Origin of the sequence: Achromobacter sp. DH1f, from assembly GCF_000633435.1 — a bacterium.
GTDB lineage: Bacteria > Pseudomonadota > Gammaproteobacteria > Burkholderiales > Burkholderiaceae_B > Achromobacter > Achromobacter deleyi.
In genome coordinates, this window is the sequence record NZ_AYMF01000024.1 from 240,302 (window position 1) to 260,610 (window position 20,309).

A 20,309-nucleotide genomic window follows, 5' to 3' on the forward strand; every position below is an offset into this window, starting at 1 on the left:
TCAGACCGCCGTAACGTTGCCCAAGGTGGAAGCGACAGTCACCTCGGAGATGGCGGCGCTCCCCTCCACCGTGAACTCGTAGCTGCGGGCGCGATAGTTGCCGCGCAGCCGGAACGGCCGGCCGTTTGCCACCTGGTGCTGCAGCTCCACGTCGAGCGGTCCGCCAGCCGCCTCGATCGTGGCCCGAAGCCGGAACGTAACCGGGTAGGCCGCGGCCACGACCTGGGCGGCGCCGATGTTCTGCGCGCGCTCGAGGATGAACCTCTTGCTCACCCGGCGCATTGCCAGCGGCACGGCGCCACCGTCCCATTTGTGCACGTTGCCATCGGGCAGCGCCAGGAAAAGCTCGTCGCGGCGGCCGTCCGAATAGGAGGCCGTCGCATACACGTCAGTCCGGGTCAGAGACATGGCGCCGCGGGTCAGATCCAAGATCAGCCCGCCACGCGCGGCGCCCGTGTCGAACCAGCAGAAGTACCGGTTGTCGTGCACGGCGCCGTGCATCGACGCCGGCCGGTAGGCCTGCCACTGCTCACGAGTCAGCAGCTCCTCGGTGACCACGCCGACCCCTCCGGCCTGATCGACCATCACCAGGCCGTCCGGCGACGCGTAGACAACCCCGCCCTTGAACGCCCGGATGGTGCGCTTTGCGACGCAGGGCTGGTTGCCCTCCAGCCGCAATGGCGTCAGCGTGACTGGGTCAGCCTGGGTTGCCAGGTAGGTATCGCCCTTGGTGCAGACAACGGTGGCCTGGCCCATGATGGCGCCGCCCACGATTTCATCGGCGACCGGCGAGAAGTAAGGCCAGCCGAACGGCTTGAACACTTCAGACCGATACACGCGCTTGCCAGAAAACCCGATCATGAATCCCCCCGGGTGCGCCATCAGGCCGAACAGGTCTGCCGGCGGCGGCACCAGCGCCCGCTCGGGCAAGGCCTCTCCCAGCAGTGTGAAGTCCACCTTGTCGGAGAACGTGACTGCGCCGGCGGGGACCTCTTTCCAGAAGCGCAGGACGGCCGTGCCGGTGGCATCCGTGGTCGAAAGGTACAGCCGCTTGAGCGTGATGTTGTACTCGCCGGCCGGCGGCCCCTCCATGTTGATGACGTTCAGCGTGTCGTCGGTAGCCGCGTTGAACGGATCGCTCACCTGGTTGGGCGGCCCTTCCTCGCCACAGGCAGAGACAAAGGTGTAGGCCAGCAGGCACGACTTCCGTTCCAGGCCCGAGGGCGGATTGGGCTGCAGGGCGACCGTCACCGTGGCCCGCGAAGTCGGCGCGGGGATTCCCAGCCTGTACCAGGCGGACGGCATATCCTGGTTTGCCGTGGCCATCGTCGAGTCCGTCACCCGCGGCGGCTGTCCGGCCTCCGTGAAGTACGTGCGCTCCTGGGCATCGTCGGGGATGGCGCCGCGCGCCACGTCGGTGTCGTTCAGCCAGTGGAACCAGTAGCGGGCATCGTCGTCGATCGAGCGGCCGAAGCGGTAGATTGCCAGCTTGGTGCCCACCTTGGCCAGGTCGGCCACCTTGGCCGGCGCCTTGTAGGGCACCAGCGAGCCACGCTGCAGGGTCGCATTCAGTACGTCCTGGCTGGCGCCAGCAGGCAGCAGATGCGGTTCGATCCGAGGCAGCATGCCCGTGAACGCCTTTTCCGCTTCCCGCATGCCTACCTCGCGCGCGCCGGCTTGGCGATGTTGGCGACGTTGCCCCGGGCCCGAAACACCAGGAAGGCCAGCAGCAGCGTCAGGCCCAACTGCCAAGGGGTGACGCTGCCCTGCCGCGCCAGCACGTCGAGCGCCTGGCCGCCGGTCAGCACCACCATCAGATAGGCCACCACGGACATGCCCAGGCGGTACCGGGCGCCGCGGCGCTGGTAGCACGCCAGGCGCAGCGCGGTGGCGAAATTGGCGAGCACAAAAAGAAAGGCCACCAGATGGTGGCCCGTGACATTACTGCCGATGTCCCAAGGGTGCATATCAGCCTCCCCGCTTCCAGAATGTGAAATCCGCGGCCTCGATCTTCTTGATCGCGGTGATTGCGACGGTCACGGCCACCGCGGCCGCTCCGAAGCCCGTGACCACAGTTTCCTGTACACCGACCAGGCGGCCCAGCTCGGGCGCTGCAAAGTAGCCGATGAGCCAAGACACCAGGCCGTAGACCAGGCGCTTGGACACACCCAGCTCGTTGTTGTGCACGATGAACAGGGCGGCGCCGGCGAATGCGCCTATGAGAGCGCCACCATCGACGCCAGGGAGCATGGCACCGAAAAGCAGCGCAGACGCCGTAGGCAAGGCCGCGCTGATCGCGCTGGTAGGTTCAGCCATTATGTCTCCAGAGTGAAGGCTGCCGCCTAGGCTTTGATAGAGGCAGCCAGGCGGAACAAATCGTCGCGGCGGGACGGGCTCAGGCCCAGCACGTCAGCCGCCGCGTTCAGCATCGCGCTGCTCCGCTCAAACACCTGCAGCTCGTCCCAGGCGCGGCGGTAATAGGCCGGCGTGGTCGAATCCGCCAACAGCGCTTCGAACGCGTCAAAGAGCGTCCAATTCGGAACGTCAGCTTTCGGAAAGCGCATCATCCGCATGGCCTCGCGCCCTTGATAGCGCGACACAGAACTAGGCACCGCTTCGACGTGCGTGCCCATTGCGGGCAACTCTGCAGGAATAAGGGTTGAAGGCGTCTGAAGCGTGGCACCAGTGGGCGAACGAAACACCAGAGGTCCCATAGTGCTGTCCACTATTACGTCATCTTCGAACAGCCAGAGCCGGCCAGTTTCAGTGTCCTTGAAGGTCTGCATTACCTGTACTCCCGCCATTCGATGTTCGCGGCCAATGCGGCATCCACTTGGTACGTGCTGCCTGATGGGACGATGAAGTTAATCCCAAGCCCTGAGCCGGACGGCCCCCATGAACCAAAGGCAACTGACTTGCCATTTACAAATCCGATGAGGTATCCGTTGTTGCCAGTAGTGCTGAACTGGATGGCAACAATGATCGGCCGCGACGTCGAGTTGGTGTAGGTAACCGTCGTCATACGCTGGCCGGCCCCCGCTCCAGGGGTAAAACCTATCCAGGCCTGATCTACGCCAAAGGCCTTGGACTTAAGCGTCTGGAACTGGCCATCGAGCACCTGCAATTTGCCGCCCTGTGTCTGAACCGCAGCGTTCAACACCGCGTAGTCGCTGGCCAGTTGCGCCGCGTCGGCGCTGCCCGGATTGACCACGACGCCGAACGTCTGGATCGTCCAGACGCCAGATACGTTGGACGGGCGGGTTTCAGTAGCCGTCCGCGCCACCAGCGAGGCATCGAAGGTATAGCTTTCAAGGTAATCGCTGTAGCCGCTTCGCAGGTCCGAATTAATCACCCGACCAGAACCGGGGCCAAGGTTGTAGCGTAGCGGGCCAGACACCTGCCGGGAGGGGTCCATAGCAAGCCGACCCAAAAGCGCACCCCAACCAATATCAAATGTGCCATTGATGTTCTGGATCGCGTCGCGCTGAATCACCCCATTCGCACCAGAAGACATCGCGCCGTCTCCGCGCATGAACAATGCGCCAACAGATCCCGCCGCCTGCCCGTTGTAGTCGGGCAAGCGGATGGTCGTCGAGCCATCCCCCAGCGTATAACTTCCGCGCTTGAGCGGGTCGGCCACCCAATCGGCCTCGGCCACCACAGGCAACTTCCCGTCGATCACCATTTGTGCAAGGTCGGGGAACGTCGCCCGCGAGATCGTCTGGCCATCGGCAGGAATCTGTCCTGCAGGAATGGACGAACGAAGAGGCCACAAAGCAACCGCGCCCAGAGGTACCGCCGACTTCACGCGATACTTGCCTGCCGCCGCGTCCCACTCAGCCATGCCCTGGCCATTGACGTATACGGCGCCACCGTCGGACGTAGGCAACTCACCGGCGTTGAAAGGTTGAACCGTCCGGCGCAATAAGCGTTGCTCCTGGGTCCACCCATCGTTCGCGGCGTTGCGCCGCTTTAACCAGCCCGTGCCTGTGTCTGCCCATCGCATGTAAGGAAGGACATAAGCGCCCGCAAGGGTGGCGGGATCCACCCCCCCCGCAAAGTCGGACGCGACGTTGACGAAGTTGTCGTCGACTTCATCGCGGCGCAAGAGCCGCGCCAGGTTGCGCCGGAGGGTTAGCAGTCGTGCCATGGCTTACCCGCGCTGCTGCGCCAAGGTCCAGTTGATCGTGAACACATCCTCGGGCTCCTTATTTTTGACCCCGAACACCGAACGATTCGTCATCAGCCCAACGGTGGCGGCATTGAACAGGCCCGCCTCGGTCACTGGTCCGGAACCTACCCCCTCGCCGAAGGTCGCCGTATACAGACGTTGGGGGCCAACACCCGAGATTGTGACCGGCACTCGGCTTCCCACAATCTCGGACGCCAGGGTCTTATCGGTGCCCGCGGCGGGCGTCGTGCCGATACCCAGCGCCATGTGGGAAATTACGGCCACCGATTCGCCCGCGCTGCGCGCGGCCAGATAGGCCAGGCCATCATCAGTGAAAAGGTTCTTGATAAGGCAGCGTTCGGTTTTCCCGGTACGGCCACGATGGATGATGACTTCCAGATCGCCGCGGCTCAGGGCGCCGGAGCTATTCTGCAGTTTGCTCATGTGGAAAATCCTTTCAGAAGGAAGTGGCGTCACCGACGTAATCGTCGGCATAGTCAAGGGCGTAGTTCTCCAGCACCACCTGACCAGAGTCTTGGGAGGTTGCCGCGTCTCGACGTTCACGGGCCATAGCAAGAGCCAGAACGTCAACTGCCACGACAGCATCAATTCGCACCGTCCGCACCTGCTGGCGGATCCAGTCATGGCCAGCGCCGACAGACCGATGCACGAAGGCCAGAGTGAACAGGTCGAGTGCCCCGGTGACATCGCGGCGACGAACAGCCAGCTCGGCATCCAGGCCTTCCATCGCCAGGGCGGCATCCCGCCGTCGGCCAACCCAGCCAACCGATCGCCGATCGTCAGCCACCGCCAGGTCAAGGCGATTCAGGATTCGCACCAGACGGAAGTACTCCGCGGCCAACCCCAAATCCAGCAGGATCGGATTCAGCCCCAGAGGGTCTGCCACCGCATCCACCCGTGCCACCCGAGTGACCGAGGCATCGACCGCGGCGGCGACAATCTCGTACTCAATGTGCACAGGGCCGGTCATGCTAGAACTGCTCCCGAACCTGAAATTTCAGAATGGCGAAGGCCGTCTGAATCCGTCCGTCGGGAAAGGTCAATTCCACCTCGCCCTCGAACTCGCCAGCGGAATCCAATGCGTCGACCGACCAATCCATGGCCAGACGACCGCCGCGGCCAGGCACGTCGTAGGGTGGGCGAAAGTCAACGTCGCCCGTGTCTGGGTCGACGAGACCCGCGATCGCAAAGCACGGCATCGTCGCCTTGACAGTGTCTGCACCCACTTCGCGGAAGAGTAAGCGCGACGTCGTGCCTGGGCCGGACAGGTCGAGCGGGCGCCGGGTACGCTGGTCGGTCAGCGACAGCTGCAGCTGCGGCGCCGTGTCGCCCTGGACCAGGCGAATCTTGTCTGTTGCCATGCGCTATTTCTGCTCGTTGGGGCTGGTCATCGCCTTGGCGGTGACGTCGCTGGTCAGGGTGGCCTGGCAGGCAGCCAGGTGCTGGGCGGCGCGCTGGTGGAAGGCCGGCACAGTGTCGGCCTCCTTGAGGAACGCGCGGTAGAGGACGTAGTCCACCAGAGCGGGCGCGTAAGCGCCCTCCTCCGCCAGTTCCTTGTCGCCGTCCTCCTTGGTGACCGGCGCCGGCAGCTTCGCGTAGGACAGCTCGATCACCACACCGGCGCGCGCCGGCGGGTACACATCGAACTGGCCGGGGCTGCGCTCGTCATAGAGGAAGTGGCGAATCTCCTGGGCCTTGGACTGGCTACGCCAGCTCGGCCGCACGCGGCCCAGTGCGCCGGCGTCTGCCACCGTGACGGCGCGCTGGCGCGCGGCGGACACGTTCCGCGGCACATCGAACAGCATGCGCGCGCCGCCCGGCAGGGTCTGGCGCGCGCCGTCGGCGCAGACGAAATCCTCGGAAATCTCGAACAGATCGGGGCGCAGGCGGTATGCCTCGAGGCGACCATCGCTCACCCACATAGGCAGCTCATCGGCTTCCCAGTAGATCGCGTCGGCGTCCTGCAGGATGGTGCGGGCCCGGCTGATGACTTCGGCAACTTTCATTTGAACTCGTCCCCACCCGTGCGCATCCGGCGCTTGGCGAACCCGCGGGCGGCGTCGTCAGCCAGGTCCGTGCAGGCCTGATCGAATTCCTGCAGGTAGCCAGCAGCCCGGCCCGGATCCGCATAACCCGCCTTGTGCTGGTGTAGGCGTCCCAGCGCGCCGCTGGCGAGCTGCTCGGCGTAGCGGTTCAGCAGCACGTCGGGCAGCTCCCGCACTGCCCGGGTCGGCGCGTAGGCGACCTCGAGCCGCAGCGCCCGCGGCACCTTGACCGTGACCGCCGGCACCAACTGCACGAAGCCCGGCAGCCTGCAGTAGAAATGCTGCACCTCGGCGGTGCCGCCGGCCTGGCGCCAGGCCCAGCCGTCGGGGAATTTCTCCTCGAGTTCGGTGCGCGTGGCCGACGTCACCGGGCCCTCGGGCAGCCAAGCCGCAACCACATCGACAATCTGCGTGTCAGCCTCGGGCGGGTCCAGCTCGTACTCGGCTGTGCCAGGCACCAGCGTCACCGGATCGAGGAACGCGCGCAGCACGCGGGTGCGGGTGCAGAATTCGATCGCTGCGTCGACGATGGCATCCTCGACCGCCGGCGTGGGCGCGCCTTCGATCAGCGGCACCACGAACCGCTCGAAATCTGCGAGGGCGGCCATTACGTCGGTTCGCCCGCGGCGCGCGAGTTGGCCAGGCTGACGATCTGCTGGATCATCTCGTCCTTCTTGAGGTCCGCGCCGAGTTCATGGTTGAACTGGGCACGAGCGAAAGTCGCCAGGTCTTCCTTCTTCATGCCCTGCAGGTTGGGCATGTTGAACGGCGCCACCTGGCTCTGCTCTGGCAGCTTGCCGTCGCCGGTAGCCTGCTGCGTCGTCACGACCAGGCCGACGACGCCCGGGTTGTCCTCCGCCTCCTCCCACGCCTCGCGCCAGACGTCCTTGTAGGGCGTCAGCTTGATGGCGATCAGCGGCGGCACGAAATGAATCTGCCCGTGCTCCCACACCAGACCGGTACCGGCAACCGTGTCCTTCTTCTGGTCCTTCGCCCCGATGTACTTGATCGGGATGAGATTGTCTTGGTCCATGAGACCCCCAAAAAGGCGGGGCCAGGTGGCGAACCACCCGGCCCCAAGCGCCGCACAAGGCGACGGAACACCCCGAAAGAGGCTTACGCAACGCCGACCATTTGGCCGCTGACCACCGCCGTGAGCTGCGGCGTGCCGGTGATGGCGGCGCCGCTGATCGTGGCAACCAACTTCACCGCGCGCTTGAACACGATGGGGTGGGCCTTGGAATCGACGATGCCGGCGGCAGCGATATCTGCCCCGGCGAGCCATGCATCCGGATCCGCCAGAGGACCGTCGGAGGCGTCGTAGGGCTCGAAGCCCAGATCGACCTTGACACCGGCGGCGGTGGCGTCGGTGATGAGGCGCACGCCCGTCACCACCACGCCAGCGGGGATGACACCCAGATATATCTTGTCCGTGGCGCCGGTGGCGCCGCGGTAGCCGTAGGTCTCGACCCAGGCATTGCCGAAGGCCTGCGTGTGCAGGGGCTTCGAGTTGTAGTCGGGAGAGTAGCGATCCATGAATTTCTCCAGTTCCACCGGAGCAGGCGGCCGGCTGACCGCCCGCCGCCGATTAGGTGTTGAGGTTGACGACGGTGTCCAGCACCATCACGCCGTGGTCCGTCGGGATCTTGTTGCCGCGCGCGTCCGGCACCGAGAAGCGGAGCTTCGCCTTGCCGCACATGACTTCGCCCGCCACTTCCAGATTGCGCTCGAAGTTGTAGCGGTTCTCCATCCAGTTGGCGTAGGTGTCCGATCCCTGGTTCTTGCCGTAGACGTGCGCCAGCGCCTGGGCGCCCAGCAGCATGCCGCGGTCGACGGCGTATCCCGGCTGCAGCGTCGGGATGGTGACGTCGGCCTGGGCGGCCGTGGCCTGGCCGGCCTGGGTGCAGTACTGGACCGAATCGCCCGGGTTCAGGCGGATGGCACGGTCCATCTTGCGCACCAGGATGTTGTGCCAGATACCGGCCTCGCCCGTGAACAGCGGGTGCTTCTTCGGGCCGGTGAACGACGAGGCACGGTTCCAGGCGTTCTGGAGGAACGTGCGCCACTGCAGGCTGTTGGCCGCCGTATTGGTCAGGATGCTCTGCCACATGCGATTGGTAACCAGCAGCAGGTACAGCGGCTCGTCATCGGCGGCGGCGTCGCCCGCGATCTTGATCGGCTGGAGCTTGAACTCCATGTCGTCGATGATCGCGCCCAGGTGGTCCAGGTGTTCCAGCTTGAACGTGTCGGTGGTATCGATCGCGCCCAGCGCCTGGCCGCCCTGCACCAGCGACGTGCCGTCGGCCACCCAGTGGCGATTGAAGGTCGGCGCCTTGACCGGGTTGATCATGATTTCGCCGAAGTCCGGATCGGACGTCATGGGCACCACCCAGTCGGTGCCGACTTGGGAACCACGGGCGCCGGCCAGGTGCACGATGGTGGACTGGTCGTTGAAGCGGCGGAACCAGCCCTGCAGGTTGGCCATTGCCAGGCCACGCAGGTTGTGCACGGTGCGCTGCTGGGTCATCTTGCCGCCGGCGTCGACCACCTTGGTGGCCAGGTCAATGCGGATGTCCATGCTGGACATATCCAGGCGCTCGCCTTTGCCCTCGGCCTGCTTGTCGCCCATGATCGGCTTCCCGCCGGTCTGGTTGATGAGGTCGACGCTGACCTGGTCGCCCTGCGACTTCGTCAGGTCGGTCACGCGGACGAGCGGCATGTCCGGGCTGGTCTGGCCTTTCAGCTTCGCCTCGGCGGCCGATTGCTTGGGCGCCGCGCCGGTCAGGTTGTTCATCAGCGAGGGCTGACGTTGCGTGTTGGCGAACAGCGCCGCGCCGAAAACCTTGCGCGCGAGCGGCGAGCCAACGGGAACAGTAGTTTGGGACATATAGCCTCCAGTTCGTGGGATTTACGAAGTGAGGCGCGCCAGCTGCGCTTCGATTTCATCCGGCGACATGTTCATGAAGCGATCGGTCAGGGCGCTGCCCGACAGCGCTGCAATGGCGTCTGCCTCGGATGCGGCGGCCGGCTGGCCGCCAGGGATATCGGAAAGCGTGGAAGGCCCCGATGCGTCAGCCGTCGCCTTCGCAACGGCCTGCGCAACGCGCGCGGCGGGATCGGCTGGCTGCTGCGTAGCCGCGGCCTTGTTGGCCTGGCTGGGCAGCTCGATCGCACCGTGCCCGGCTTCGTACATGCGCAGCGCCGCATCGAACCGCTCGGGGAGCGGCTTGTCCTTCCACGCGGCATTGGCGCGCAGCATGGTGTCGATGGCAGCGACTTCGCTGAACTGTTCCGGGGCGGAATCACGGAGATGGGCGAGCTTGGGGATCGACTGGATGGCATCCTCGACGGACACCAGTGCCTGCACCTGCTGTTCGCGGCGCGCGGTTTCCGCGTCCTCGGCGGCGGGCCGACCGGCGTCCACCTGCTCGCTCAGGCTCTTGGCCAGGTCGATCAGGTTGTCCATCCGGCGCGCCACGTCGGGAGCTTCTTCGCGTAGCTGCTCCAGCAACTGCTCGTCGACGATCTGGTCCAGATCGAGCGACTTGGTGGTCTTCCCTTGTTGGGCGGCAGCCTGGTCCTGCTCCAGCTTGGTGGTCAGGTCCCGCACCATCTGCTCGGCACGGATTGCGCGCTCGCGCTCCTGCTGCAGCACCTGGTAGGGGATGACGTGCTTGCCGTCCCTCGCCTGCACAACGGCCTCGCCTTGCGCACCTACAGCATCCTGGGTCGCCCCCTGATGCTGTGCGCCGCCCTCGCCGGTGCCGGGCGCTGCACCGTTGGTATCGCCCTGGGGTTTGGCGCCGGCGGCGTTGGCCGCGGCGTCATCGGCGGCCGACTGCTGGCCGGCGGCGGTGGTGGCATCGTCGCCACTGACCAGCGCTGCCAGCGCGTCGTCCGTCATGCTGAGGGGGTCGCGCAAGACCGCATCGAGGTTGTCGATGGGGTTTCCCGTCGTGGTTTCCGTAGTCATGTCTTCCTGCTCCTAGTTTTCGGATAGGTCCGTGGGTTGAAACGAAAAAAGCCCCCGGCGATTTCTCGGCGGGGGCCTGTGCTTTGCCCGTGTCCCAGGGCGGGGAATCTGTTTCGTCGTGCTATGCGGTCGTGGCTTGGCGTGTGCCCAGGCGCGCCAGCACCTGGTCGACCTCGTCGGTGAGCTGCTGGAATCGATCCTGCAGCTGGGCACCGCCAGTCTGTGCTTCGGCGCGGATGCGGGCCCGTACTGTCTCGGCCTCCTCATGCATCTCGGTCTGCTGCAGCCGGGTCTGCCACTCGATCGTGCGGTCTGCTAGCTGCTGGCGCAGCTTCTGCATTTCTTCCTCGTAGCGCGCCAGAGCGCCATCCACCTCGCCGACCGTGTCGCTGTCGCCGGCGGCGCCAGCCTCGCTACGGATGCGATCGGCCTCGGCCAGCAGCTTCTGGGTGCGGGCCTGGCGCTCCTCGATACGGGACTGGGCGTCCTGCATCGCGGCCTCGGCCTGCGCGTTCGCGGCCTGGCTGGCCTGCTCTTTTGCCGCCTTGGCCTCGGGCGAGTTCGGGTCGGCCTGGATGCCCAGCTGCGCCCGCAGGAACGCCGCCATGTCCTTGCGCTTGCTGAAATCGGACATTTCCAACGCGAAGGGGATCAGCAGCGCCTGCATGTTGGGCGGCATGGACTTGAGGATTTCGGAGAAGGCCGCGAACTGCTGCGCGCGGTAGGTCGGGGTACTGGGTACGTCGGACAGCGCAACCTTGACCGGCGCCGTCTGGACGTCATTTTCCTTGTAGGCCTGGCCGGTGACCGGATCCTTGCGAGGGATGTTCACCATCACCTTGCGCTTGACCGTGCCGTTATCCACCAGGATCTCGGCCTGGTCGGTCATGTCCTCTTTGATGAGGTCCAGCAAGGCATTACCCACGCCTCGGCGGGCGGCGCGGTAGTTGTCGTTGATCTTCGCCAGCGTGGTGACGCCCTGCTCCACCAGCGACTGAATCGCCAGGCCGGAGCTGGCGTTCGACGACTGGCCCATCATGGCGGCGTACACGCCCGCCGCCTCCTGGATGGCCTGCTTGCGCTCCTGCATGATCTGGAACTGCTGCTGAGAGAGGTCGAAATTCGATTCGACCTTGATATTGGCCCCGACGCGGCGCGCGGCAGGGTTCGTTACGATGAGCGCGTCAGCCCGGCCCAGCTCCCGGCTGGCATCGCTCATGGTGTTGTATTTCTCGTCCAGCGCGTCCGAGTCGATGAAGGTCCGCCGGCTGTTCATCAGCCACATCATGCGCGCGGCGCGGGCGTTGACCTCGTCCTGCGGCGACAGCATCGCCCGGATGATCCCGTAGGGCACGCCCGTCAGGTCCTCGCGGTAGCCGAAGAACGGGATATAGGGGAAGCGGCGGCGGTTCGTGGCCCGGTCCTGCACGCGGATGGGGCCAATTTGGAAAGCGCAGCGAATCTTGTCGTAGATGGCGACCTTGGGCTGGACGGCGCCGGCCGCGACCAGCGCGCGGTGCACCTGGTTCTGCTCGTTGAACTCCAGGGTCCGCCCGCCGGGCAGCGCCAGCACCAGGCCGCGAACCCATACCCGATACCAGACCTCAAAACACGTCACCACCCTGCGCTCGACGTCGCGCCAGTCCAGGTCATCCCACGTTGTGCGCGTGCCCTGTCCGATGTCGTTGAAGAAGTCCGCCGACATGCGGGCCTCAGTCGTCAGGTAATCCGCCCAGTCGCGCCACCCTGCCGCGGCCAGGATCATCTCCCGGTGCTGGGGGAAGAACGCGGCGATGTGGTCGGCGTCGTAGCGCTTCTTGCGCACCACGTAGCGGGCATCGCTCCAGTCCAAGGCGCGGCTGCGCCAGTCCCAGTAGATTTCGGAACGCGGGATGCTGGTGACGCGGTAGGGATAGTTGAACGGGTTGCTGTTGCGGGACACCTCGACGACCCCGAAGCCGGCCTTGATCTGGCTGGCGTAGGCGTCCGAAGTGGCGGTATCCGCCTGGGCCTCCCGCTCGGTTTCGTGCATCTTGGCCGACAGCGCCTCGGCCACGTCCTGGTACTGCTCGTCGTCGCCGCCAACGCGCCAGTCGGTTCGGGTCTTGGCCTCCATGCCCAGCACCGCGTTCACCGTAGGCTGGATCAGGTTGGTGACCAGCGGCCCCAGGCCTTTTTCCTCGAGACGAGCCAAGGTCTCGGCGTCCAGCTGGTTGCCGTCGTAGTAGTCGCAGGCCTTGTCCGCCTCGCGGCGCCAGCTCGGCTGGTTGCGGATCTCGTCCAGCCAGCGCTCGAGCTGGGACACGGACAGCGCGCCGGCGTCGGCCGGCGCCTGATCGCGGGCGTGCGCGGTCGCGCTGTCGCTGCCATCGAGGAGGCGGAAGCCGGTAACGGAGGTATTCATGCGCGCCAGGATTCCCGGTGTCGTTTGAAGTTTGCGGGCACGTTGTTGCGTGCGAAGCGGAGGGACATCACGCCGTAACGCGATGCGGAAATGACGTCGTCGTCGATCTTCACGATGGCGCCGTCCTTGCGGTGATAGGTGCGGTACTCGGAAAGCCACAGCTCCAGGTGCGAGAACACCTTGAATCTGCCTGTGACCATGCGGTTGAGCATGATCTGGATGCCGGCCTCGACGCCATTCGAGCCATCCTCGAACTGCGTGCGCTCCGGCAGCATGGACACGCCCTCGGCCAGGTAGGCGTCGCGCATCGGCGTGCCGGTGTCCTTCTGCGCCTGCAGGGCGTCATGCGGCCAGGCCACCGGGATCCAGCTGCCGCGACCCTTGATGGCGCTCGCGTGCACGGAAACCGGCTGCTTGGCGGCCGCGTAGACGTCGTAGACGTAGACGATGTCCGCGTCCAGGTTGTGTGCCAGCCAGGCCCCGGCCGTGGGGTGGTCCCATCCCAGGTCCAGCCCGCAGATACGCGGCCAGGTGTCCGGGATATTGAAGGGTGGCACTACGATGCTGGATTCCGGCACCGGGAACACCGCGCCAGACCCCAGCACCGGCTTGCCATAGGCACGGGCCTCACGCTCATGGTCGGGGTAGCTGGCCAGGATCGCGTCGGCCTGCTCGCGGGTGTAGTGCTCGGCATCGTAGATGCCCATGAACACCACAACGGTGCCCGTGTGCTTGTCGATCAGGAAGCGCTTGACCGTCGCCGACATGCCCTTCAAGGGCGTGAAGGTCAGGTACACCGGGCCCAGCGTGGTGTTGGTCCGGGTGACGGCCTCCATGTAGATGTCGTGGGGGGGCTCCTCGTCCAGCCAGACGAAATCCAGCGTCTCGGCCTGGAACTTTTCCCGCCCCTGCTCATAGTTTCTGAAGCCCAGCACGCTTTCGCCGGCCTGGACGTCACCGCCGCCGCCATGGCGCACCACGATCATGGACACGGCGCCCGGCACGCCGGCCAGCGGCGCCACTTCCTTGATGGCGTCGCCAGGGATGGCGCCCGTCCCGCGTTCGCTGTCGACGCCTGGCCGGCCCAGCAGCAGGCGCTGCATGCCATCGCGCGTCAGCGCTGACGACACCGAGGCCGCCCAACCCGCCGTGGACTTCTGGAAAACCTTGCCTTCCCACCAATCCGGGTAGCGCCCGGTCAGGTGCATGGCCGTCTCGTAGGCGCCCGAGAAGGTTTTCCCCAGCTGGTTTCCGGCAGAAAAAAGGCGCTCGCGGTATGCGGCGCCTTGTGCGTGGAACTCCCTCTGTTTCTCGTACGGCCGGTAGTACTTCAACCGATTGCGCTTGGCGCGCCAGGCACGCTCCTGCAGCGCCCTGGCCAGCATCACGCGCGGATTGGACATCAGTGCATCGTCGTCCCGGCACCAGCGCCTCCTGCGCGCAGCTGGGCAAGAACCTTTTCCACCGGGATGCCTTCGGCCTGGGCGATTTCCTGGGCAGCCTGCGCGATGGCGGCGTCCAGCTCGGCGTCGGACTTCTTGTCCAGGTCGCCCAGCCGCAGCTCCTTGCGCTCCACGAACATGCCCAGGTAACGCCCGATCAGCTCCAGATTCGGGGTCTTGGCCGCCAGCTTGAGCGTGAAATTGCTGTTGCGGTCCCAGCTCCAGCCCACAATGCAGCGGCGCACGCGCTCGGGCAGCAGCCGCAGATCCTTCGGGCTGGTGATATCGCGCACCACGCCATTCTCGTCCGTCACCACCAGGTCGGCCGCGTCGTAGAAGCCCATCGCCACCCATTCCTCGAGGACGCGCTGGGCGGTGACTTCCAGCTTCGCCGAAAGCTTGTCGCGCAGGACCTGCACCGCAGCGGCGACGTTAGCCTGGTTCAACAAGCGCGACGCGCCGCTGATGGCTGCGGCACCACGGGCCCGGTAGGCCGCCTCATAGGCCTTCGTCTGGTTCAGGAAGCCACCCGCCGCGAACTCGTCCACAAACCGGCGCTGCTGGGGCGTCAGCGGGCTATCCGCAGACACCACGCGACGGGCGGCGGTCGACAACGTGCGTTTCGAGCACGCAGGTGACTTCCGCGTCGGGTTGGACGCTTGAGGTTTAGGCTTGGGCATAAGCGGGAAGGTGTAACAGAGTCCAATACAATCGTAGGAGACACGCTTTCTACTGGAGAACGCATGGATGCGGACGACGTAGCGGAAAAATCACGGCGAAACCTGATGGTGGTGGCAACCGGCATCGTGGCAGTTTGGGCGCTTGGCATCCCATTGGACGGACGTTTAGTAGGTGCAGTGAACTTGAGCGAGGTGGAGCCCTGGCGCGCATGGGGATGCACGTCGCTGGTACTGGGCTACTTCTGGCTACGCTTTCATCTAGCACCCGATCAGGCAGCGCCTCGAGCAGCCTTCCGAGAGGAAAAGAACGCGGAACTCGAAGAGAGCTTCAATATCTACGTCGATCAACAGTTCAAGAACCTTGCGGAGCGTGGCAGCCGCACAGTGAATTTTCAACCTGTCGGTCCAGATACCCCCGGCACAATAGGACGCGCCCTTGTGAACCTGGAGTGGGGATCGTGGTTCCGCTCAGGCCAGGCAAATTATCTGACGTTCGACCTGGAACAGGACTTAATTCAATGGGACCGGCCGACCGGAATGGGAAAAACTTCATTCAAGGTTGCTATAAGCGCGATTCTGGGAATTTGGCTGAAGATGCACGCACGCCGTCTCCGTCTCCGAAATCTCACATGGCGAGGCCTAGAACTATCTTTGCCTTATGCCCTCGCACTAGGCGCAGCAGCGATCTGCGCGTGGAAGTTCGCGCTCAGCCTCTACAACTCTTTCCCTTTCGTGCGCCAGCTGCTTTCGGCATAAAAAAACCCCGCTCGGTTTTCCGGCGGGGTTTCTACGCGCACTGGTGACCAGTGACAGAATGGGGCCGATTTTGCGGGTGCGATCCGCAAATGTCAAGCAGCGGCCTCATTCTCTCCTACGATGCCGGCGCCGCGCAGCACGGATTCAATCAGCTCCATAGCGCGGGCTTCCTCGCCTTTCTTTCCTTCCTCAACCACGCCGGCGCCCTTGCGCACCACGCGCGAGCCGCGCAGCCAGATGGTGACTTTTCCGTTCTGATCCGTCACGGTGCGATCGCTGATGCCGGCGTGCACGGCCAGCTCGCCCAGCTGCACGCGGCCGCGGTTGGCCTTGGCAGCGAAGTACCGGGCGACGATGCCGTCGCGGACGGCGCGGTGCACGATGTGCCCGGACAGGACGCCGCTGGCCATGACGCCGTCTGACACAGCGCGCACCGCGGCAAACCAGTCCTGATCCCAGACACTGCTGCGGCAGCACGGGCACGGCGTCGTCTGCGGCATGAACCGGGCCTCCAGGATGCGCTGGTGCAGCGGCGACAACGCCTGCAGCTCGCGCAGGATGAATCCAGCCTGAGCGGCGCCGTCTACGCCGGCCAGGCCTCGGCCGGTGCGCGGTGTGCGATCGGCCATTTTCACCATGGCCGGCCGGTCCAGGGTGCCGGCGGAGTAGTTGAAGGCGTAGGTGAGCGCCTGGTGGGCACCCTTGAAAAGCGGTTCGGACACTGTGCGCTCCTGGCAATCGTGAAAATTCTGTGCGCCGGCCTGCCCGGCCAGCTGGTCATTCCTCGTCATGGAATCCGCCGGTGCGCGCGCGGCTGCCGCCGTGCATCGAGTGCATGGGCGGCTGGGCGCCGAGACGTTCGGCGTTCAGGCCCAGCCTGGCGGCCATGCGCAGCGGAGTGCGCGTGGCAACGCCCGGCACCACCTGCACCTGGCTGGCATGTACCGGCGTGAGCGTGGGTGCCTCGGGCGCCGGCTTCGGCTTTGGGTCGGGCGCGCGGTCGGATACCGTCCTGGTGGTGGACCCGGTGGACGTGCCGGCGGGGGTGCTGGCGGTGGTGGTCGCGCTGGCCGCCACTGCCTGCTCGGCGGGCTTTGCGGACAGCCAGCGCGCATAGGCCTCCAGCTTTGTCGCACCGACGCCCATGCAGCCGGCGCCGACGCATTCGTACCACTCCGAGCCGGCCGGGCGATCGGGCCAGAGGCGCAGCCGCGGACGCACCACAGGCCGCGCGGGCGCCGCGGTGCTGGCCGGGTATCGCCGGCGCTGCTTGGGCGGTTCGCCACGCTGGTGGCGCTGGACTGCAGTGACGATCTGCCACACCCGCTCCGGGGAGACGCCATAGGCGCGTGCCAGATCCGCGGGCAGTTCACCGGCCTCGCGCCTGCGGGTGATTTCCAAGTTGCGGTCGCTGATCTTCATGCGGCAGTCTCCAGGCCGAACAGCACGGACTGCGGGTCGTAGGTGTGCAGCCGCGTGATGACCGCCACCAGCCGCGCGCCATGCTCGTCGGGTTCGGCCCGCCGCGCGTGGATCTCGCGCACCCAGGCGTCATCCTCGAAAGCCACCTCCTTGAGGCTGTCCAGGACGACTTTCTGCGCGTTGTCCAGGTCCAGGCACTGCACGGTGTCATCCCATGCCGCGCCGTCCTTGCGCATGCGCTTCTGCCAGTCCAGCGGGCGGTTCGGGAACAGGGTGAATTCGACCTTAACGCGGCCGGCGATAGGCTGGACGACGCCGGCCTGGCGCGCCAGCGTCAGCACCTTCGCCTTGTAACTTTTCGCCTCGGGCGTGACGTAGGTGCTGGTGAACGACTGGCCGCCGCGCGACGTGATCGTGCGGCTGGCCCAGTAGCGGTTCGCGCTGATCGGGTACGGCAGCACCAGGGTGTGGGATTGGACAATCATCAGACTCCCTCGCCGCGCAGGTCGCGCAGCCATTCGATGCGCGCCTCGGCCTTGGCCACCGGCGCAGGTTGATAGGTCGCGCAGCTGCGGCGCCACAACGGGCTGACGAAGCTGCCGGGGCGATCGGTCATGAGCGCACAGCGGCCCAGGCCTTGGGCGGCCATGGCGGTGTGGTGGTGGCGCAGGGTGAAGCGCTGGCAGTAGACGCACTGGACGGCCGTGGTCACAGGTTCACCCCGTAGTCGGCACGCAGCCGCGCTTTGTCGTTTTCGGTCAGGCCTGCGCGCTCGATGACGCGGTCCTTGAACTGCCAGAACGGCTCGCCATCGCCTTGGACCAGGCCGAGCTTGGAGCCCTGCTCCGTGATGCCGCTGGCGCTGGTCACCCAAGCGAGCGGATCGGCGGCCCGCGCCGCAGCGCGCGGCTTGCCGTCGAGCCGGCTGGCGGCGACTGGCGGGTTCAGCACCCTGTCGACGAACACGTCGAGAAAGCCCGCGGTCACCGTACCCGGATCACCGTTGGCGTCGCGGTCGGCAACCGCCAGGCAATACGCCTCGGCCAGCTGCAGGCTGGTGATACCGGCTTGGACCCATCGCACGATGCGCGGGTCGTTGCCCTGCGCGCCACGCGGCGGTTTGCCGCGGTCCTTCTCCCGCTGGCGAAGCCAAACGGCAATGGCCATGGCCTGTTCGGCCGCGGGCTTGCCCTCCAGGACCAGCGGCGGCGGCAGGTCGTCCGCAGGGTCGTCCGCAGGGTCGCGCGCGGGAGGATGTAAAGCCGCCGCTGCTATATCTTTTTTATTATTGGTTCCGGTTCCGGTTCCGGTTCCGGTAGCGTCACTCCCGCCGGAATCCCCCGGGAGTCCCGCGCCTGTCCCGTGGGACAAATCAGGAGTACCGGGGGACGATTCGGGACCATTTCCGCCTTGGTTCGCCGCGCGTTCGGCCTTCTTTCGTTCGCGGTATTCGGCCTTGCGGTTGCGTTCGCCATCGCGGCGCTCAATCATGTCCAGAACGCGCTCGGCGAGCGTGTCGTGGTACAGCCGGCCATCGTCCGCCAGCCACCAACCGCGCATGAGGCGCGCCTTGCAGGCCTGGAATTGGCCCAGAGGCATACCGATGCGCGCAGCGATCAATTCGTCGTCCTGCGGCAGACTGCCGCAAGGCGTCTGCTCCCAGGCGGTCATCCACAGCATCAGCAGCCACGGACGGATCTCCGGTGCCGCAAGGGCCCAGGTATCAGACTGGCGGATGCGTTCGTGGTCGAGTTCGAACCGCCAGCCTTTGGCGCGCGTGTCTGCCGGGTAAGGCGCGGGCTTTGTCATGAATGCTCCGCAGCAAAAAGCCCGGCATGGTTGAGCGCCTCCACGCAGGCGGGGTTCAACCAAAGGCATTCGGTCCGCACGCCGGCACCGCGGGCTGCGCTGATACGCGCGGTGGTCGATGCTGTAGCCCATCCGGCCAATGCATCGTCATAAAGAGTGCTGGGGTAGCCGGAGAGTGCGACCATGCCCTGCACACCCCGCAGAACTTCAAGCAGGGCACCATGCTCCCCGTCGGTCATTTCGTGGGCGTAGTAGCGCCCACGCTTCGCGTCGGCATATCGTGTCCTGTGCAGGTAGGGAGGATCAACGAAGAAAAGCGTATCGGGCGAGTCATGCTGCCGGATGACCTCGACTCCCGGACGATTCTCGATCATGACGCCGGAAAGACGGTGAATAACCGGGCCGAGTGTTGCCGGATATTCCGCCCACAATTGCTGCGCGGTGCCGTAGCGCCTGCGCGTGTCGATACGAAACCCCGTCGCCCCCTTCGTCGCGCCTGCTGACCCAAAGCCCATGGACGCGCGGATAATTGTTCGACGCGCTTGCTCCACGGGATCCGGATGAGCTTCATAGGCACTGTCGAACTCATCACGCGCGTACGGCGTCAGGCTAACCATATCGATCAAACGCGCGCTGGCCACCGGGTCGCGGAGCACCCGAAACAGATTCACGATATCGCCATCGAGGTCGTTGTAGACCTCAGCATAGGCTCGAGGCTTTTGCAGCAGTACGCCGGCAGCGCCGCCGAACGGCTCAACGTAGCAGCGGTGCGGCGGCAGGTGCTGGATGATCCAGGGCGCCAGGCGCCATTTCCCGCCGTGGTAGCGGATCAAGGGCCGTTTGGGGGTCATACCCTACCCTCGAGCGCGCTAAGATGGCACACATGCACTCTGGAGAGGCTATGAACGTTCGCAAATCTATCAAGCTGGGCTTCAATGGCCTTCTGCTTGCCGCGGCCGGCGCCTTCATCGGCGTCGGTATCTTCGCGGTCGTTTTCGCCTGGTTCGCCGGTTCGTACGCCCCCTCCACCAGTTCCGATCTGGCGGCATGGATTCAAGCCATTGGATCTATCGGTGCCATTGCCGCGGCCTACTTCTTGGGTGAACGCCAAGCACGACGAGCCCGCGAGCAAGCCCTCGAAATATTCCGTCTTCAAAGGACTAGAGTTGAGGATGGAAGCCGAGGAGTCGTCAGCCAACTCTACGGCGAGATTCTCGCCATATCGCAGGCGGCGCACCGCTTTGACTACCGCACCTTTTCCGAGTTCTGGCAAACATATCTCAAGGGAACCTGTGCCGCGGCCCTTGACGCATTCGATCATCTGCCGCTGCATGAACTGGGCAGCAATAGGAGAGTTCAAGTGGGATTCGAGATGCGCGGCATTGTCGTCCACACCACGGCCCGCATCACTCAAATGCTGGAGGCTGAGATCAAGGTTGACGACGCCACATCCGCGAGCGATCGAGTGAACCGGCAGCGGTTTGAAGAAGGGCGGCGCATCATCGAAATTCGAAAGGCTGCCGAGATATCGCTTGAGGGACAGACGAAACTTCGAGACTCGTTCTACAGCACTTATCAACAATAGG

General features: G+C 65.3%; 25 protein-coding genes. 2 read left to right on the forward strand and 23 right to left on the reverse strand.

The window, feature by feature from the left end; all coding sequences use genetic code 11:
- The 17 genes from U858_RS0120345 to U858_RS0120425 form a co-directional block, all read right to left on the reverse strand.
- On the reverse strand, positions 1–1,656 hold the full coding sequence (locus U858_RS0120345) for a hypothetical protein (RefSeq protein WP_025139001.1): 1,656 nt from the start codon (positions 1,654–1,656) through the stop codon (positions 1–3).
- 2 nt (positions 1,657–1,658) lie between these two features.
- Positions 1,659–1,967 (reverse strand): phage holin family protein, encoded by a 309-nt coding sequence (locus tag U858_RS0120350; RefSeq protein ID WP_051593636.1) that lies wholly within the window; start codon positions 1,965–1,967, stop codon positions 1,659–1,661.
- Position 1,968: 1 nt separating this feature from the next.
- Complete coding sequence (locus tag U858_RS0120355; protein ID WP_025139003.1) at positions 1,969–2,316, reverse strand: putative holin; 348 nt, start codon at positions 2,314–2,316, stop codon at positions 1,969–1,971.
- Between the two features lie 26 nt (positions 2,317–2,342).
- Positions 2,343–2,786, reverse strand: coding sequence for a hypothetical protein (locus tag U858_RS34325; protein ID WP_025139004.1), 444 nt, complete (start codon positions 2,784–2,786; stop codon positions 2,343–2,345).
- Complete coding sequence (locus tag U858_RS35955; protein ID WP_025139005.1) at positions 2,786–4,150, reverse strand: phage tail protein; 1,365 nt, start codon at positions 4,148–4,150, stop codon at positions 2,786–2,788. The genes U858_RS34325 and U858_RS35955 overlap by 1 nt, the downstream gene beginning before the upstream one ends.
- A 3-nt stretch (positions 4,151–4,153) precedes the next feature.
- Positions 4,154–4,615, reverse strand: a complete 462-nt coding sequence (locus U858_RS0120370; RefSeq protein ID WP_025139006.1) for a hypothetical protein — start codon at positions 4,613–4,615, stop codon at positions 4,154–4,156.
- 13 nt (positions 4,616–4,628) lie between these two features.
- Positions 4,629–5,162, reverse strand: coding sequence for a hypothetical protein (locus tag U858_RS0120375; RefSeq protein ID WP_025139007.1), 534 nt, complete (start codon positions 5,160–5,162; stop codon positions 4,629–4,631).
- Between the two features lies 1 nt (position 5,163).
- Positions 5,164–5,553, reverse strand: a complete 390-nt coding sequence (locus tag U858_RS0120380; protein WP_025139008.1) for a hypothetical protein — start codon at positions 5,551–5,553, stop codon at positions 5,164–5,166.
- A gap of 3 nt (positions 5,554–5,556) precedes the next feature.
- Positions 5,557–6,198, reverse strand: a complete 642-nt coding sequence (locus tag U858_RS0120385; protein ID WP_025139009.1) for a DUF6682 family protein — start codon at positions 6,196–6,198, stop codon at positions 5,557–5,559.
- A complete protein-coding gene (locus U858_RS0120390) occupies positions 6,195–6,845 on the reverse strand; it encodes a hypothetical protein (RefSeq protein WP_025139010.1) in 651 nt (216 codons plus the stop codon). Before U858_RS0120390 ends, U858_RS0120385 begins: the two co-directional genes overlap by 4 nt.
- Positions 6,845–7,270: a hypothetical protein gene (locus tag U858_RS0120395; protein ID WP_025139011.1), complete on the reverse strand. Its 426-nt coding sequence runs from the start codon at positions 7,268–7,270 to the stop codon at positions 6,845–6,847. Before U858_RS0120395 ends, U858_RS0120390 begins: the two co-directional genes overlap by 1 nt.
- Positions 7,271–7,353: 83 nt before the next feature.
- A complete protein-coding gene (locus U858_RS0120400) occupies positions 7,354–7,773 on the reverse strand; it encodes a hypothetical protein (protein ID WP_025139012.1) in 420 nt (139 codons plus the stop codon).
- 52 nt (positions 7,774–7,825) lie between these two features.
- Complete coding sequence (locus U858_RS0120405) at positions 7,826–9,124, reverse strand: DUF4043 family protein (protein ID WP_025139013.1); 1,299 nt, start codon at positions 9,122–9,124, stop codon at positions 7,826–7,828.
- Between the two features lie 21 nt (positions 9,125–9,145).
- Positions 9,146–10,210 (reverse strand): hypothetical protein, encoded by a 1,065-nt coding sequence (locus tag U858_RS0120410; RefSeq protein ID WP_025139014.1) that lies wholly within the window; start codon positions 10,208–10,210, stop codon positions 9,146–9,148.
- A 121-nt stretch (positions 10,211–10,331) separates the two neighbouring features.
- Positions 10,332–12,614 (reverse strand): hypothetical protein, encoded by a 2,283-nt coding sequence (locus tag U858_RS0120415; RefSeq protein WP_025139015.1) that lies wholly within the window; start codon positions 12,612–12,614, stop codon positions 10,332–10,334.
- Entirely contained in the window at positions 12,611–14,017 is a 1,407-nt protein-coding gene (locus U858_RS0120420; RefSeq protein ID WP_025139016.1) for a terminase large subunit domain-containing protein, read from the reverse strand. The genes U858_RS0120415 and U858_RS0120420 overlap by 4 nt, the downstream gene beginning before the upstream one ends.
- Positions 14,017–14,670: a terminase small subunit gene (locus tag U858_RS0120425; protein ID WP_025139017.1), complete on the reverse strand. Its 654-nt coding sequence runs from the start codon at positions 14,668–14,670 to the stop codon at positions 14,017–14,019. The genes U858_RS0120420 and U858_RS0120425 overlap by 1 nt, the downstream gene beginning before the upstream one ends.
- Positions 14,671–14,799: 129 nt before the next feature.
- On the opposite strand from U858_RS0120425, the gene U858_RS0120430 reads away from it, so the two are divergent.
- Positions 14,800–15,492, forward strand: coding sequence for a hypothetical protein (locus tag U858_RS0120430; protein ID WP_025139018.1), 693 nt, complete (start codon positions 14,800–14,802; stop codon positions 15,490–15,492).
- Positions 15,493–15,584: 92 nt separating this feature from the next.
- Here U858_RS0120430 and U858_RS34330 read toward each other — a convergent pair whose 3' ends face one another.
- The 6 genes from U858_RS34330 to U858_RS0120460 are packed head-to-tail and all read right to left on the reverse strand — an operon-like array spanning position 15,585 to position 19,574.
- Positions 15,585–16,283 carry a hypothetical protein gene (locus U858_RS34330; RefSeq protein WP_157838829.1) on the reverse strand — a complete coding sequence of 233 codons (699 nt, stop codon included), beginning with the start codon at positions 16,281–16,283 and terminating at the stop codon, positions 15,585–15,587.
- Positions 16,270–16,914 carry a hypothetical protein gene (locus U858_RS35695; RefSeq protein WP_025139020.1) on the reverse strand — a complete coding sequence of 215 codons (645 nt, stop codon included), beginning with the start codon at positions 16,912–16,914 and terminating at the stop codon, positions 16,270–16,272. The genes U858_RS34330 and U858_RS35695 overlap by 14 nt, the downstream gene beginning before the upstream one ends.
- The gene (locus U858_RS0120445) at positions 16,911–17,399 is read right to left on the reverse strand and encodes a RusA family crossover junction endodeoxyribonuclease (RefSeq protein WP_029954126.1); all 489 of its coding nucleotides are present in this window, start codon (positions 17,397–17,399) and stop codon (positions 16,911–16,913) included. The genes U858_RS35695 and U858_RS0120445 overlap by 4 nt, the downstream gene beginning before the upstream one ends.
- Positions 17,399–17,626: a hypothetical protein gene (locus tag U858_RS0120450; protein ID WP_025139022.1), complete on the reverse strand. Its 228-nt coding sequence runs from the start codon at positions 17,624–17,626 to the stop codon at positions 17,399–17,401. The genes U858_RS0120445 and U858_RS0120450 overlap by 1 nt, the downstream gene beginning before the upstream one ends.
- A complete protein-coding gene (locus U858_RS33825) occupies positions 17,623–18,723 on the reverse strand; it encodes a hypothetical protein (RefSeq protein WP_025139023.1) in 1,101 nt (366 codons plus the stop codon). The genes U858_RS0120450 and U858_RS33825 overlap by 4 nt, the downstream gene beginning before the upstream one ends.
- Positions 18,720–19,574, reverse strand: a complete 855-nt coding sequence (locus tag U858_RS0120460) for a DNA adenine methylase (protein WP_025139024.1) — start codon at positions 19,572–19,574, stop codon at positions 18,720–18,722. Before U858_RS0120460 ends, U858_RS33825 begins: the two co-directional genes overlap by 4 nt.
- Positions 19,575–19,624: 50 nt before the next feature.
- Between U858_RS0120460 and U858_RS0120465 the strand changes: the two genes are divergently transcribed.
- Positions 19,625–20,308, forward strand: coding sequence for a hypothetical protein (locus tag U858_RS0120465; RefSeq protein ID WP_025139025.1), 684 nt, complete (start codon positions 19,625–19,627; stop codon positions 20,306–20,308).
- Position 20,309 lies beyond the last annotated feature (1 nt).